The sequence below is a fragment of the Dapis brunnea BLCC-M229 genome (assembly GCF_050015995.1).
Taxonomy (GTDB): domain Bacteria; phylum Cyanobacteriota; class Cyanobacteriia; order Cyanobacteriales; family Microcoleaceae; genus Trichodesmium.
Window position 1 is genome coordinate 1 of the sequence record NZ_JBNHEP010000036.1, and the last position, 15,631, is coordinate 15,631.

A 15,631-nucleotide genomic window follows, 5' to 3' on the forward strand; every position below is an offset into this window, starting at 1 on the left:
CATTTTTTATACTACTTTTAATATTACAACTTGACGTGCGGAATATGGGTTTAAAACTACATACATGGTCTCTGGGTAAGTCCTCATTAATTCAACTATTGCGCTCTAGTTATTAGATTTTAGATAAACTGCCTGAGTGGTGATAGTGGTACGCACCCCTACGGGTTTCATGTCGCCCAGCGAAACGCCTCACTTCTGAGTGTGATTAATAATTAATTCAACTATTGCGCTGTAGTTATTAGATTTTAGATAAACTGCCTGAGTGGCGATAGTGCTACCCAGCCCTACAGGTTTCATGTCGCCCAGCAAAACGCCTAATACCAACCTGACTCCTTTGACATCCTGCCCGGCTGCGCCGGCACTGGGATTACTACCGAGCCGTAGCTCCTCGGCGGGTTGACCCCTCACAGGCTGCTGCTACCTTGGCGGTAGTCTATGGCTTGACGACCCGTCCACTTATAGTCTCGGAATGCCCTCCCGCAACTTACCAAAAATTCTTATGGATGTTTATTTGTGCCTTCAGGGCGCGAAGTGCTCATTGACCTGAAAGCTTCCCAAGTTCAGCTCTGAAGGTGAAGGAGTTTCGACAAACATCTTCTTTTCTACAGTATTTATGAGGCAAGGCGGGTGTTCAAACCAATTTCATGATAACATAGGAAGTAGCCCGTGCCTCGGCGAGGCTTTAAACCCAATTTTTCGGTAAAATCATACATTTATTCAGCAACGCCAATAAAAGATAAAGCAGTCAACATTACTGGGGCTGACATCCTCAAATTCTCAAATATAGTCTGTGATACGAATTTAACTTATGTACATCCCTAATCCGACGGCTCCTCTATCTAACTTCGCGCCTTCTGACTTCAGCTATAAATAGGTAGGCAAAATTAAACCTAAAATAACTGTAGCAGGACTTACGCATGGGTACTATATATAGAGTGCAAAAACTGTAGCGCTATAGTTTTTAACACTACATACATGGTCTCCGCGTAAGTCCTATGTATAAAATAAATTGGCCCAAACCATTCTAACTCTTGACTCCTCTGTTTCTTATTCAAGTTTCATGAACGTTATTTGTTACTACCTCTATAGGCGGTATTTCTTTAGATAAAGGTTTAATTTGATCTGGGCTAAAATTTAAACTAGAAAACAAAGGCAAAATTTCTTTACTAAAAGCCTCTGCTGCCTTAGAACGATAACGATTAGGATTATAAATGACTGATAATATTCTATTAATAACTATCTGATCTATTTTCGCCGTAGTCAAAACCCCAATTTGTAATTCCTTCTCAATAGCAGAAACAGAAACAAAAGCGACCCCCAAACCAGACTGAACAGCATTTTTAATTGCCTCAATTGAATTTAGTTCCATCTCTACTTTCAGACGGCGAGTATCAATGCCACTTTCAGATAATACTTGATCTATTACTTTGCGAATAGTAGATTGAGAGTCCAAAGTAATAAAATTTAAGTGATACAAATCATCTTTTTGAATAGTCTCCTTTTCAGCCAGAGAATGAGAAACAGGCAAAATTAAGGCCAGTTCATCCTCAGCATAAGGCACAACTTCCAAAGACTCCTGCAACTCCGGAGGAACTTCACCCCCAACAATAGCTAAATCTATTTGTCCATTAGCCACACTCCAAGCAGTACGACGAGTAGAATGAACGTGCAACTGTACAGCCACATCAGGATATTTTTGTCTAAACATCCCTATCATTCGGGGTAGTAAATAAGTACCAGTAGTTTGAGAAGCACCAACAATTAAAGTACCTCCCTGGAGATTTTGCAAATCTTCGATCGCCCGGCAAGTTTCTTGACAAAGAGATAATATTTTCTCGCCGTAAGTAAGTAGCAAATGACCAGCTTCAGTTAATTGTGCCCGGCGACCACCCCGGTCGAATAAGGGCACATTCAACTGTCGCTCTAAATTTTGTACCTGTAAACTAACTGCTGGCTGAGAGACAAACAAACTATCGGCAGCTCGTTTAAAGCTACCTTCAGCAGCGATCGCTTTGAGAATGCGTAATTGGTCTAGGGTGAAAGGAAGCTCAGACATATTGTTAAAGGAAAAAAAAATTTAGGGAGTTGATGCCGAAAGGTTTCCCTAATGGACAAATTGCTGACGTAATGGCCTTTGATTTGATTAGATAGGTTGTTGGAGAGCAAGAAGAGAGTGGAGAACTGATGAGAAGTTTGAATTTATAGTCTTTTTTTGTATGAAAGCAGGTTTTTATTTATAGAAACCATTTACTATTTTTGCCAAGATTAAGTTTTTCCACAAGGAGTCAGGAATACTGAGTCAGAAGTCAAGAGATAGAGGCAAGGAATAGGGGAACAAGGTTGAAAAATACTCCTTATCTTCTCATCTCCTCACCTTCCCCTCTCTTGATTAAATAGAACTCATTTAAGTTCTATAGCAGTAGCCACAGCAATAACCTGAGAATTATGGAACACCTGACTCTTGCCCTTTGCTATAAGTTGCCTATTGTATAAGTTGAGGAATGGATCGAAACAATCTTTCCACGCCCCATGTCAACCTGTGTTCTCATCCCCTGGTCTTTTCTGGTTAGTTCATCAAACTCTGATCGTCCTGTTTAGATTAAACTAAATCAGGTACTTTTGTCCCTGAGACTTATGTTGAAGGTCAAGACTTAGACTTACCGGAAGCATAGAGCTAACCCATAAGTCTGAGCTGGAACTTGAGATTTCCATATTCCTCAGCCGAGGTATAAATAATTTCTTGGGCAAATTAGTCTCCACACTCAGCGCATTTCCTTCCCCTTGAATGGGGTTAGCAGTTTACGTCCCTTTAGCATACTGCTGGAGGATTCCTCCAAAAGTTAACTTTTATTATCAATTTCCTATATTGGCCATGTCTAATGATTCGTTAACCCTTAGCCATTTAATCATCTTGGGGTTACTGCTGAGTTTTGCGATCGCTCATAGTGGTTTAGCTGCCATCCGAGCCTGGGCCGAAAAGAAAATTGGTCCTAGACTCTACCGCATCTTATTTGCCCTAGTCAGTCTACCACTAGCAGTAGTTCTGATTGTTTACTTTTTCAATCACCGTTACGATGGCTTACAGTTATGGCAACTGCAAGGTGTCCCAATTGTCAAACCTATAGTCTGGATACTATCAGCAATTTCATTCCTTTTCCTGTACCCCTCTACATTCAACCTGTTAGAAATTGCAGCAATTCAAAAGCCCCAAGTCCATCTCCATGAAACAGGGATTATTCGCATTACTCGCCATCCCCAAATGGTGGGCCAAATAATCTGGTGTATTGCCCACACCCTTTGGCTAGGAACAAGCTTTACTTTAGTTACATCAGTTGGCCTAATACTCCATCATTTGTTTGGTGTTTGGCATGGGGATCGACGACTCGAGGAGCGTTTTGGTGAATCTTATGAGAAATTAAAATCCCGTACATCAGTTATTCCTTTTCTAGCAATTATCCAAGGACGTCAAACCTTACAGTTACATGAGTTTCTTCGATGGGCTTACCTTGGAGTAGGAGTTTTTGTCCTCTTATTCTGGCAAGCTCATCCTCTATTAATTCGTGCAACTTGGAGCGTATACTGGTAGCATGATCCCAGGATATAAAAAATTTAATTAATATAGATTCAAGGATCATGGTTTTGTCAGTGAACCAAAATAGTTTTAAAGAAGAGGTGTTAGAGTCTTCTAACCCAGTTTTAGTTCATTTTTGGGCACCTTGGTGTGGCTTGTGTAAAATGATTGTCCCCCAATTAGTTAAATTTCAATCTGAGTGGAATGGCCATTTAAAGCTTGTAGGGGTCAATGCTGATGAAAGTTTAAAGCTTGCTAGTAGCTATCAACTGAAAACTTTGCCTACTTTGATTCTGTTTGAGGATGGTCAAATAGTTAATCGAGTAGATCATTTTCAGGCACGAGAAGATTTCCGGCGAACATTGGATGCTTTTATGTTGAGCTATAAAAATCGTTGCCTCACTCAACTTTTGCGACCACAGTTAATTTCATTGGGTCAAAATTATGGCATTCAGAAATCCCGATAGATAAATCTAGGGATTTTTTTGATTAGTAAATATTCGGAGACTTGCATCTGTGGCGGTCATATTATCTATTTAACACAGACTAGCGATTTATCTCAACGTTGGTTGAAGACCCGCGCTCTCCTGAAAGGGAGCGACGCAATTGGAAAACCAATCAATTTTGCGGTTTTTACAAGTTTTGTGCTATGGTGAATAGACTAAGGCTGCTGGGCTAGCAGTTTCAGCGCCAGTTGCTCATGGGGGAAATCCCCAAGACCGCGCTGGCTTGTCTGTGGAGCGACTGTAAGACCAGAAAGAGGTTCGGCCTTTGAGGCAGATGCGTACTTAAGCAGAAAGATCTAATCCGCGAGGTTTAGGAATCCCGCGATGCCCTTGTAAGCGCAACGTCGGCAGGATGTCAATAATTCGTTAATCATACTGTTGCTGAGTTTCATATTAAGAGGTTAAAACTAGAAATGAAGGGAGTAATCATTTCCTTTGGAGCCAGTTTTAGCCTCTTTTAGTTTTTTGATAATTTATAGCTTTAAGCATTCAGCTATAAGCTTTTTTGATAGTACTACGCATTAAGGTTAGGACATTCCCTTGTTGCTTTTAAACCCTGATTCTAGTTTTAACCAAAAAACGTACTGCTATATTAACTTTTTTTAGTTTTTTATTAATTTATAGTTTCCCATGTTTTATCCCTGTATTTCATAAGTCTCAAAATTGCCATTATTTGCAGGGCTGTTTCATTCTAAACTGTGCCATTTTATGTATTGACGAAGCTACCTTATTTCAAGCTTTGGGAAATTTATTTTTCGCTGTCTGAAAATCAATAAATTCATTGCCGAAATCTAGAATGAAATGACCCTGCATTATTTGAATCAGATATTATGATTAAAAATACTCAAAATTTCAGTAAATTATTAGCTATAATATTGGTCAAACTATTGCTAATTTCAAGTTTTACTATTCCAGAAAAAGCTAGGGTATCTGATTTTTTTTCAATAGCTAAAAGCTGGAAAAATGTACTTTTAAAATCCTCAGAAATAGCAGAAAAATCGCAATTATATCTGCTTTTTATATTAGCACAAAGTTATAAAGTAGGGGATTATGTGGAAGTGCTTTGGGAAGGAAACTGGTATCTAGGAAAAATTGTATAAATTAATAATGCTTGATATTGTATGACTTATTCTAGTTATGACAATTCTTGGGATGAATGTATAGGTAGCGATCGCGCTTGATTTTCTCCTAACAATTCTTTCGGTATTAATAAACTTTTTTCTGTTACTGTTAATTTCATGTTTAATTACCCCAATTAATTTTCTACATTAATCAAATAAAGTTACTTTGTCCTAGAGTAAGTATTATCATTTTACCGATCGAAATATTACTTTAGCAAAAAACTTTACTTTTGTCGAGAATAAGTCTTTATAGTGGTGGAGCGATCGCTACTCAGGAAGAGGCGATCGCCCGCATTGCTAATATGTTAAACTAGAATTGTATTTTCTTGATAGACAGACAAAATTTATATGGCAGAAATTACTACTGATGAATTACCTGAAAGTTTACAGACTCTATTTATAGAAGTTGAACGCACAAAAACTCCACTAACTGTCATCCAGAAAGGAAAACCATTAGCGATCGTTTATCCTGCTACCAGCGAAACTAAACGCGCTCCCTGTAGCGTTCGGAACCAGGTTATCGCACACCAGTATTAATTGTTCAAAATGATGGTTTTAATCGCAGTTTGATTCAAACTATAATTGTGGTGGTTATCACTTCAAATCTAGAATTAGCTGAAGCACCCGGAAATGTTTTGCTGCCAAAAAAAGCAACTAGACTGCCACGAGATTCTGTTGCTAATGTATCTCAAGTGATAACTCTGGATAAGTTGTTTTTAGAACAACGAGTTGGTTCTTTTTCGGAGGAGTTGCAGGAGAATGTTGATGAAGGTCTGCGTCTAGTTATGTACCTTTAGAGTAATAATTTGGCGATCGCTACTCATGCAGGTTGGGTTGAGGAAGTGCGATTCGTTTGGCCTAACGAGCTCCTATGCAAGTTAGCCAGTCCCAAAAACTAGGGATAACTCTAGTAGCCATGTAGGTTGAATTCCTACTCTCCGGGATGCGGAGTGACTCTAAAGCTCAGGTTTCCAAGGTAACAACTTGGTCTCTCAGTGCATGGGCTTAAAGCCGTAAAACTAGAAGGTTTTTACTTGGTTATTGCGGCCAAGGGAGTTGCATAAGGTTAACGCACAGTCAATAAGCGTATTACCGCTCGTCACCCAAAATTGGTGAAATTAAGCCTGATACACCAAACCCAAACGGGATGCCTTGTATGACTGGTAACGTAGTTTCTCGACGTTATCGCATCTAGTTAGAGGCCGGGCGAGACTGGGAGCCTAAGTGCAAGGTGAAATGGTACTAGGGAACGAAGTAACCCCTATTGGACTCTCATTATTGAGTAGGGAAAGTTTAACCAATGTTCATTAGGGATAAGGATTCTCCAAGAAGCAAACCTAGAGTAATGTCTAGGATATGCAGACGTGGGGAGGCAGTAAGGTTGGCAGGTACCCGAAATTAATAAGGCAAAACTTAGCTCCCTGTAGTATAAGTGCCCACGGAAAGTAGGTGAAACCTTAACCTAGAAATCCTTGCTGTTAGGAGCCGTGTGAGCTGGAAACTCTCAAGCACGGTTTTGTAGCAGAGGTGAGGGATAGCAAGATCCCCATCGACTGCATCCCGAAACCCAACACAATATAGTCCAGTAGGGTGTGTTAGCGTCAGCGTAACGCACCGAAAATCAATGGTGGTGCGTTACATTTCATTAACGCACCCTACAAGAGCGAACCCAATTATTCAGATTATGGTACGGATGCAAAGATTAAGTAACACACCGAAAACCAACTAAACTTAATCTTAGGTTTTTTTGGGTTTAATTAGGAAAAAGTGCCCATATCACCACCATCGCCACCATCGCCACCAAGACCTGCAATGGCTCCGCCTTTTACAGCTCCAACCTTGGCACCAATAACTGCTCCTGGTGGACTTCCAAACAAGAATCCAATAACTCCACAAACAGCAGCACCCGCAACAGCAGCTCCTACACCTTTTCCAAATCCTTCTGCAAATGAATTCCGACCTTCTTTGTTGCTCATAATGTTGTCTCCAAAATGATATGATCAATAATTGGACTCAATTTAAAGTCCAATAGAGCTTGACAGAAGATTAAACTAAAATCTTTTAGTATCTCTGTCCTCTACTATTTCTTTCCATGATTACTTAGTGAATCAGTGCTTTTTCTACTCAGAAAATGTTCAATATTGTTACTCTTGTTCTGACTCAAATTTATCTACTTTTGTGGAAAAATGTTAAAAATGTACTCAATTGTTCCTAAATGTAAACGATAATACAGATAAAATCCTACCCACTAAACCCATGAACTTAGAAGAAGCCTTACAACTGGCTGATAAAATAGTTTTTGAGAAAACAGGCAAGCATCTCAATGACCTACAAGAGGCTGTACTCAGAGTAACTCTACAAAGAGAGAGCTACAAAGATATCGCCAAAGAATTTGATTGCTCTAATGGTAATGTGAGAAAAGCTGGTGCAGAATTATGGAAAATTCTTTCAGAGGAATTAGGGGAAGATGTAAGTAAATCAAATTTTTGCTCGGCAATGGAAAGGTGGCAAAGTTGTAATGTTTTGAACTTTGCAGAAAACGTGAGTACCACCTTGACTGTTTGTCCAAAAGAAACACACCCCCCAGATACACCAGACTCACACCAACCTAACCAACAAACATCTCACCCCACACAACCCGCAACGCCACATCAAGATTTAGACGAAATGCCAGAGTTAGGCGACTTCTACAACCGCAACACCGAACTCAAAACCCTAACAACCTGGATTTTACAACAACATTGTCGCCTCATAGCACTCACGGGTATCAGTGGTATCGGCAAAACCACATTAGCAGTAAAACTGGTTCAACAAATAAAAGATAATTTTGACTATGTAATTTGGCGCAGTCTCGAAACATCCCCCACTTTTGCAGAATTTCAAGCTGACTTAGTTCAATTTTTCTCCCAGTCTCAACCACAAAATTCACTGGAAAACACACAAAAACCATTACCCCTAATCAAATATTTGCAAAAGCATCATTGTTTAGTCGTCTTAGATGACATTCATCACCTTTTCAGCAGTGAGGAGTTAGCAGGAAAATACAAACCAGGATACGAAGAATATGACTGCTTTTTCAAACAGATCGAAAAATTATCCCATCAAAGTTGCTTCCTATTAATAGGTTGGGAACAACCAATTAAACTTCCTCAACTCAAAAGCAAAAAAACACCAATTCCTATTTTGCAACTGACTGGTTTAGATATCGCCAGCGCTAGAGAAATACTCATAGATTATGGTTTAACAGAAATTGATAACTGGGAAAGACTCATTCACCCCTACCAAGGCAACCCTTTATGGTTAAAAAGTGTCGCAAGTCAAATTCAAGAGTTGGAAGAAAATTTAATTGAGTTATTGCCCGATGATGCCATCTTATTACCAGAAGATTTGAAAGATAATTTACAGGAGACAAGCGATCGCCTCTCCCAAGCAGAAAAACAAACCCTGTCACTCTTAGCAACAAAAAATCAACCTATTAGTCTGGCGCAACTCTTAGAAACTACACAAACGTCACCATCAGATTTACTCAACACATTACAATCTTTGTGTCGGCGTTTCCTGATTGAAAAACAAGGAAATCTTTATAGTGTGCCACCTGTACTCACAGGGCAGATGAATTTTTTGTTTTTTTCTTCAACTATTGTGCAATAGTTTTATTAATTTACCTATTATTACAAATAATTAAAATTATATTTCTTTAGCAAAGCACATTCAATGAATTAAGACAACTCTCTCTTTACAATTGTTCAAATAATGGCTTTGATTCAATAATTAATAATTAATAATGAATAATTAATAATTACCCCTCCTTGAAAACGGATAGGATTGACTAATCATGAAAATTTTTATTTATTATCCCCTATCCAAGGGGAGGCTTTAAACCAAAATTTTTCGGTAAGCTCAGAATAAGTTAAAATTTTTCCTAACTAAATCTATAAAAGGGGAGGCTTTAAACCAAAATTTTTCGGTAAGCTCAGAATAAGTTAAAATTTTTCCTAACTAAATCTATATAACAATTGAGGTTTGAGGCTGAAAAAAATATAGTGTTTGTTCTGGGTGATGATTCCTGGTAAAATCTTCTATGGTCAAAGATAAAAGTTCAGTTTCTGCTCTATAAGGAGAATTTCAATGGCAACTCTGACAGTTTTAAAGTTCCCAACTACAGACGGTGCAGATCAAATGATTAGTATTTTGAGTGACCTACAAAAACAAGAACTAATCAAAATTCAAGATGCAGCAATTGTGAGTTGGACAGAAGGAAAGAAAAAACCCAAAACCCGTCAACTATATGACCTTAAAGTTCTAGGTGCTCTGGATGGTGCTTTCTGGGGGATGCTATTTGGTATTATTTTCTTTGTACCAATTTTTGGAATGGCGATCGGCGCAGCATTAGGAGCCTTAAGTGCTTCTTTTACAGATATCGGCATCAATGATGATTTCATTAAAGATGTCCGCACAAAAGTAACTGAGGGAACTTCTGCCTTATTTTTGTTAAGCACAGATGCAGTTGTAGATCGGGTAGCAGAAGCGATTAAAGATATAAATTTTGAAATTGTAGCAACCAATCTGCCAAAAGAGCAGGAAGAAAAATTGCGTGAAATGTTTGTTCACTAAATCTGCTTCTAAGACCTAATATCAAATATATAGCAAACGGCGATCGCCTCTATTTAACCAAAGAGCGATCGCCTAATTTTGGAACAGAAAGAATTACTTAGTAGGCCACTCAGTATGGAAGAATTCACCACGAGGCTTATCAATACGCTCATAAGTGTGAGCGCCGAAATAATCCCGTTGAGCCTGAGTCAAGTTTTGAGGTAAAGTTCCCCGACGATAACTATCAAAATAATCGAGAGAAGCACTAAATGCAGGAACAGGTAATCCTAACTGACCAGCTAGACCAACAACTTCCCGCCAAGCATCCTGGCGATCGAGAATGGTTTGCTTAAATTCTGGAGCTAACAATAAATTAGGTAGACTGGGATTTTCATCAAAAGCCTTCTTAATCTTATTCAAAAATCCAGCTCTAATAATACAACCACCCTTCCAAATTCGCGCCGACTCACCCAAATTCAGATTGTAATTAAATTCCTTAGATGCAGCAGCCAACAATGCCATACCTTGAGCATAAGAACAAATCTTAGAACAATACAAAGCATCCCGCACCTTATTAATCATAGCTTGGGCGTCGCCTTCGTACTTAGCAGTCGGACCTGTCAATTCCTTAGCAGCAGCTACACGCTCATCTTTAATACCAGACATAATCCGAGCATTAACAGCAGCAGTAATAGTTGGAACAGCAACCCCCAACTCTAAAGCATTAATTACCGTCCATCTACCTGTACCTTTTTGTCCGGCAGAGTCAACAATCATATCAACTAAATGGTTGCTAGTCTCAGTGTCTTTCTTAGTAAAGATATCCGCTGTAATTTCAATTAAGAAGGATTCCAACTCTGGAGTTTTGTTCCACTCAGCAAAAATTTCATGGAGTTGTTCGTTGCTAATTCCTACAGCATTTTTCAACAAGTCGTAGGCTTCAGCAATTAACTGCATATCGCCATACTCAATGCCGTTATGTACCATTTTCACATAGTGACCAGCACCTCCAGGACCAATGTAAGTCACACAAGGACCATCATCAACTTGAGCAGCTATTTTAGTTAAAATTGGTTCTAATTCTTTGTAGGAAGCCTCTGTACCACCAGGCATTAAACTAGGTCCCCATAAGGCACCTTCTTCTCCACCACTAACTCCCATCCCCATGAAACCTAATCCGGTAGATTCTAAATCTCTAGTACGGCGTTCTGTATCTTCGTAGAGGGAGTTACCACCGTCGATGATCATATCATCTTTGTCTAAGAGGGGTTTAAGTTGTTCGATAACTTTATCAACTGGTCCTCCTGCTTTTACCATGACCAGGATTCTACGGGGTCTTTCTAGGGATTGAACAAAATCTTCTAAAGTATAAGCAGCGTGTACGTTTTTCCCTTGTGCCCGCTCTGCCATAAATTTTTCTGTTTTATCGCCACTGCGATTGTATACAGAGATGGGAAATCCATTACGTTCTACGTTGAGAGCTAGGTTTTCTCCCATTACAGCTAAACCTATAACACCAAATTTTTGCTGTCCCATAATAATTTTTACTTCCCTGACTTTTTCTCTAATTTAAGTTACCGTTTTTAGATTACAGGTCTTTTTTTTTGAGGGTTTCCAGTAAAGGTTTTTTTTAATATTTCAAGTATAGGCTGATACAAATAAATTAATATTTAAGAGAGGGTAAAAATTCTGTATCAATAAATTCAGCACTATTCTTGATTTTAGTAATCTCAAGTCTAATTCAAGATGTAGAATATGAATAAATTATGATATTCTACTGTAGATTACAGATTAATTTAATCATTGCAATAGTTTTTATAGTTCAAAGGGGGTAATTTATGGATGAATTAAAGTATCTTGCTAATTGGGTAAAAGAGCAGCACGCTCAAGAATATATTTTGACTTGGTTGTTGAATCAGCCTGGGCTTTGGTGGTCTGATGGAGAAGCATATCAGGCAGCTTTACAAAAGTCTGGGAAGTTATTGAAGGAGTATGTTCAAAAAAATCAAACTGGGGATTTATTCCAAGGTATTGCGGAAAAAATTATAGATGATGAAAGTTGGGATGAAGTGGCTGAGTCTCTGACAAGAATTATTTCCGTTTATCAAGATGAGTTGGTAAGATTGCAGGATTATAGTCGGCGCAAAAATAGCAAAAAGATTGTAAAAAAAAGTCTGAATAGTGAAGATTTATCTGTTGAAGATAATGAAGAAATGGAAATACAACAAGCTTTGCCAGACCCATTTGCTGATGCTTTGACAGGAGAGGAATAGGTAATAATTAATAATTAACAATTAATAATTAATAATTACCTCTGCTTAAAAAGAAGAGGATGAGTTCAGAGGAACTTTTTTCTTTTTTCTGCAGATAAAACTCTTAAAGCAGGAATATTTAATAATTTAATTGATTTACCATCTATAGAAATTAATTTTTGTTCGCTTAATTTGGCAAAAACTCTGGAAAGAGTTTCAGGAATAGTACCTAATGATGCAGCTAATTGACTTTTACTCATATCTAGTTTGACTTCTGATGGATCGGAAGAGCGATCGCTTAACTCCAATAAATAAACGGCTAATCTTCCTGGTACTTCTTTCAGTGATAAATCTTCAATTAATTTGGCAAATAAGCGCAAGTATTTGGCAAAAACTGACAACATATTAATCGCAATCTTCGGATGATTTTCTAATAGTTTTAAAAATTCTGTTCTAGGGAAAAATAATAGCTCAGTTTTTGTCAATGCTTCTGCTGAAGCCGGATAACATTTGCCATCAAAAGCTGGAACTTCAGCAAAATGTTCTCCCGTAGTAAATATATGTAAAATTTGTTCTTTTCCTTCAGGAGAAAATTTAAAAACTTTGACCTTGCCAGAGAAAATAATAAAAAAACCTCTACCTTTTTCTCCTTCCCAAAAAATCGGTTCTTTTTTTTGATAAATTTGAAGTTTAGCTATTTGACTAACAGCCTGCAAATGTTCTGAGGGAAGATTATTAAAAATTTGAGTATTAGCTATAAATTGACTGATTTTTGATATCTGCTCATTCATTGTTTATTTCAGAAATTCTTTAAGTATGTAAGTCTAAGAGACTGTTTGTAAAAGGAATATTAAATTCAGGCGTAGGGTGGGTTTTGCTGGCGCAAAGCTTCGCTAACGGCTGTCGCCGACATGAAAAGGCGGCAATAACTATGAATCGTAACCAAAATTTAACTTTCCGCCGTAACCCACCGAACATTAAGTACTCTGGCTGTCTTAATCTTTAGTTTACAAACACTGTCTAATTAAACGTAAAAAAAATTGTAGATTCGCCTTCATCAAAAAGTCTTATAAAAATAATTTTTAGCTAAATTTGACCATATAAAAATTGTGATATTTTATATTTTACAAACAATATTTTATCGGATATTTATAAAATTTGAAGCAGCACTCAGCAATCAGTTTTTCAAGGTGTATATAGGGGTTTGAATCCCTTATATACACGCACCACTAATTTTTCAAACTCTTGTGGGGGGACCGTTACCCTCGGATTTTTAGCTGAAGGCCGTAGTTACGACCCAGGAGGCTAGCTAAATGCTGTTTGCGTAGCATTCCGTAAGGAAAAGCTAATAGCTAGTTAAAAAACAAAGTTATTAGTTATTAACTTGCAGATAATTAGACTTTTTTCCTATAAAAATAGATTTGGTTATAAAGGGAACAGAAAAAAGTCTTAATTTTTACTTGTAGAGCTATAGGTGGTGATGTAGCATTAGTGAATTTTTCAAAATGTTTGATAGGAATTTCTACTTAAAAAAAGATTTCTTAACTAAGTTTTAATAACAGCCATCTCTTTTGAGACTTATCATAAAAATAGAAGTTAGCAGTTAAATAAAATACAAATTATTCAGCAACCTCAAAAATTTACTAATTATTGACTCAAGTCAAAGACAAAATTTCTAGCCAGTAACTAAAGTAAAAATATAAGACTTCTTGCAGAAGTCAGGGAATAGGGAATAGGGGCGATAAAATTTTTGATTCTATATCTCTAATTGATTGAATTAAAACTTTTGCAAGAGGTCTATACAGATAAAAACCTACCAGGAGAAAAAAATTATGTCTATGTTTTGCGAACAATGCGAACAAACCGCCAGTGGGCAAGGTTGCCACCAGTGGGGAGCTTGTGGCAAAAGTCCAGAATTAAACGCTGTACAAGATTTATTAGTTTACTGCCTCCGGGGGTTGGCAGAAGTCAGACTCCAGGCAAAACAATTAAATATTCCCACTAAAGAAATAGATGTCTTTATCTGTGAGTCAATGTTTGCGACAATGACAAATGTTAACTTTAACAAAAAAAGCTTTGCTCAATATATTAAACAGGCGATCGCTCATCGGGAAAACCTGAAAACTCAAATTTATCAAACTAGATGGTCTCCCCTAGCTAACTACGAACCAGACTACAGCGAAAGTTTATCTCTCCAAGGTGAAAATGTTTCCCTAAAATTTCTTGCTCAGTCTAATAGTAACCTTGATATATTTTCTCTCAAATTAACTGTCATCTATGGTATCAAAGGCGCAGCTTCCTACACATTCCACGCTATGGAGTTGGGAGAAGAAGATGAAAAAATTTATGACTTTATTGCCGAAGCATTAGTCGCCCTAGATAACCAAGACCTTATCCTTGACGACTGGGTAAACCTAGCATTGAAAGTTGGAGAAATTAATCTCAAAGCAATGGAATTGTTAGACGCAGGTCATACAAAAACCTACGGTCATCCCGTACCTACCACCGTACCGTTAAACCCTCGAAAAGGAAAAGCAATTTTAGTTTCTGGTCACGATATTCGACAACTCGCAGCAATTTTAAAACAAACTGCTAATACCGATATTACTGTCTATACTCATGGCGAACTTTTGCCTTCCCACGGTTATCCGCTTTTGAAACAACAATATCCCCATTTTTACGGTCATTATGGTACCGCTTGGCAAAACCAAACTAAAGATTTTGCTAAATTCCCAGGCGCAATAGTTGTAACAACAAATTGTTTGATGCCTCCCCATGAAAATTATGAGGATAAATTATTTAGTATTGGTCCGGTGGGATATCCAGGAATGACTCATTTAGACACAACAACAGACGGTATTCCAGATTTTTCTCCCGTGATGGAAAAGGCGTTGTCGATGTCTGGGTTTACTGGAGATGGGGAACCGAAACAGGTAATGGTTGGTTTTGCCCGAAATACAGTTTTGAATGTTGCAGATACTGTGGTTGAGGCAGTCAAGCAAGGGAAGATTCGTCATTTCTTTTTAGTGGGTGGTTGTGATGGAGCGAAACCAGACCGAAATTATTATACGGAGTTTGTGGAGAAGGTTCCCGAAGATTGTGTGGTTTTGACTCTTGCTTGTGGAAAGTTCCGCTTTTTTGACAAAGAGATGGGTTTAATTGGAGAAATTCCTCGGTTAATGGATGTTGGTCAGTGTAATGATGCTTATTCGGCAATTCAAATTGCTTTGGGTTTGGCAAAAGCATTTGATGTGAGTGTTAATGAGTTGCCCTTGTCAATGATTTTGTCTTGGTATGAGCAAAAAGCAGTGGCAATTTTGTTGACTTTGTTGTATTTGGGAATTAAAGATATTCGGTTAGGTCCGACTTTGCCTGCTTTTATTTCCCCTAAGGTTTTTGAGTTATTGCAGCAGAAATATAATTTACAGGCTATCGCTACTCCAGATGAAGATTTGGCAGCTTGTTTGGGTGGTATGATGGGATAACTTCATTGAGTTGGACAAATTTGGAACTTTAAATCATCGTTATAAGTAATATCATGTCCGGTAGCATCGTTTGTGTAAAACCTGAGCGATCGCTACTCTTCAA

14 protein-coding genes are annotated in these 15,631 nt (G+C 37.9%); 9 read left to right on the forward strand and 5 right to left on the reverse strand.

The annotated features are described in order from the left end of the window. Window positions 1-189: 189 nt before the first annotated feature. Window positions 190-408 carry a hypothetical protein gene (locus tag ACP6PM_RS03485; protein ID WP_426581887.1) on the reverse strand — a complete coding sequence of 73 codons (219 nt, stop codon included), beginning with the start codon at window positions 406-408 and terminating at the stop codon, window positions 190-192. A 643-nt stretch (window positions 409-1,051) separates the two neighbouring features. Beyond that, complete coding sequence (locus ACP6PM_RS03490) at window positions 1,052-2,056, reverse strand: LysR family transcriptional regulator (protein WP_293104982.1); 1,005 nt, start codon at window positions 2,054-2,056, stop codon at window positions 1,052-1,054. An 816-nt stretch (window positions 2,057-2,872) separates the two neighbouring features. Between ACP6PM_RS03490 and ACP6PM_RS03495 the strand changes: the two genes are divergently transcribed. The 5 genes from ACP6PM_RS03495 to ACP6PM_RS03515 all read left to right on the forward strand — a co-directional run bounded on the left by ACP6PM_RS03495 (window position 2,873) and on the right by ACP6PM_RS03515 (window position 5,995). After that, entirely contained in the window at window positions 2,873-3,586 is a 714-nt protein-coding gene (locus ACP6PM_RS03495; RefSeq protein WP_426581889.1) for an NnrU family protein, read from the forward strand. A 47-nt stretch (window positions 3,587-3,633) separates the two neighbouring features. Next, on the forward strand, window positions 3,634-4,038 hold the full coding sequence (locus ACP6PM_RS03500) for a thioredoxin family protein (RefSeq protein ID WP_426581891.1): 405 nt from the start codon (window positions 3,634-3,636) through the stop codon (window positions 4,036-4,038). An 869-nt stretch (window positions 4,039-4,907) separates the two neighbouring features. Further along, window positions 4,908-5,177, forward strand: a complete 270-nt coding sequence (locus ACP6PM_RS03505) for a hypothetical protein (RefSeq protein WP_426581893.1) — start codon at window positions 4,908-4,910, stop codon at window positions 5,175-5,177. 369 nt (window positions 5,178-5,546) lie between these two features. After that, on the forward strand, window positions 5,547-5,735 hold the full coding sequence (locus ACP6PM_RS03510) for a hypothetical protein (protein WP_426581895.1): 189 nt from the start codon (window positions 5,547-5,549) through the stop codon (window positions 5,733-5,735). 29 nt (window positions 5,736-5,764) lie between these two features. Further along, window positions 5,765-5,995, forward strand: coding sequence for a type II toxin-antitoxin system PemK/MazF family toxin (locus ACP6PM_RS03515; protein ID WP_426581897.1), 231 nt, complete (start codon window positions 5,765-5,767; stop codon window positions 5,993-5,995). A gap of 960 nt (window positions 5,996-6,955) precedes the next feature. Here the strand turns inward: ACP6PM_RS03515 and ACP6PM_RS03520 are convergent. After that, window positions 6,956-7,174, reverse strand: coding sequence for a hypothetical protein (locus ACP6PM_RS03520; protein WP_426581899.1), 219 nt, complete (start codon window positions 7,172-7,174; stop codon window positions 6,956-6,958). Between the two features lie 280 nt (window positions 7,175-7,454). Between ACP6PM_RS03520 and ACP6PM_RS03525 the strand changes: the two genes are divergently transcribed. Then, a complete protein-coding gene (locus ACP6PM_RS03525; RefSeq protein WP_426581901.1) occupies window positions 7,455-8,849 on the forward strand; it encodes a helix-turn-helix domain-containing protein in 1,395 nt (464 codons plus the stop codon). Between the two features lie 477 nt (window positions 8,850-9,326). After that, window positions 9,327-9,812 (forward strand): DUF1269 domain-containing protein, encoded by a 486-nt coding sequence (locus tag ACP6PM_RS03530; RefSeq protein ID WP_426581903.1) that lies wholly within the window; start codon window positions 9,327-9,329, stop codon window positions 9,810-9,812. A 93-nt stretch (window positions 9,813-9,905) separates the two neighbouring features. On the opposite strand, the gene gnd is transcribed toward ACP6PM_RS03530, so the two are convergent. Continuing rightward, window positions 9,906-11,327: a decarboxylating NADP(+)-dependent phosphogluconate dehydrogenase gene (gene gnd, locus ACP6PM_RS03535; RefSeq protein ID WP_426581904.1), complete on the reverse strand. Its 1,422-nt coding sequence runs from the start codon at window positions 11,325-11,327 to the stop codon at window positions 9,906-9,908. Window positions 11,328-11,629: 302 nt separating this feature from the next. Here gnd and ACP6PM_RS03540 point away from each other — a divergent pair, with 302 nt between their 5' ends. Further along, the gene (locus tag ACP6PM_RS03540; RefSeq protein WP_426581906.1) at window positions 11,630-12,064 is read left to right on the forward strand and encodes a hypothetical protein; all 435 of its coding nucleotides are present in this window, start codon (window positions 11,630-11,632) and stop codon (window positions 12,062-12,064) included. Window positions 12,065-12,129: 65 nt separating this feature from the next. On the opposite strand, the gene ACP6PM_RS03545 is transcribed toward ACP6PM_RS03540, so the two are convergent. Then, entirely contained in the window at window positions 12,130-12,834 is a 705-nt protein-coding gene (locus ACP6PM_RS03545) for a Crp/Fnr family transcriptional regulator (protein WP_426581908.1), read from the reverse strand. A gap of 1,047 nt (window positions 12,835-13,881) precedes the next feature. Here ACP6PM_RS03545 and hcp point away from each other — a divergent pair. Next, window positions 13,882-15,528 (forward strand): hydroxylamine reductase, encoded by a 1,647-nt coding sequence (hcp, locus tag ACP6PM_RS03550; RefSeq protein WP_426581910.1) that lies wholly within the window; start codon window positions 13,882-13,884, stop codon window positions 15,526-15,528. Window positions 15,529-15,631: the final 103 nt, after the last annotated feature.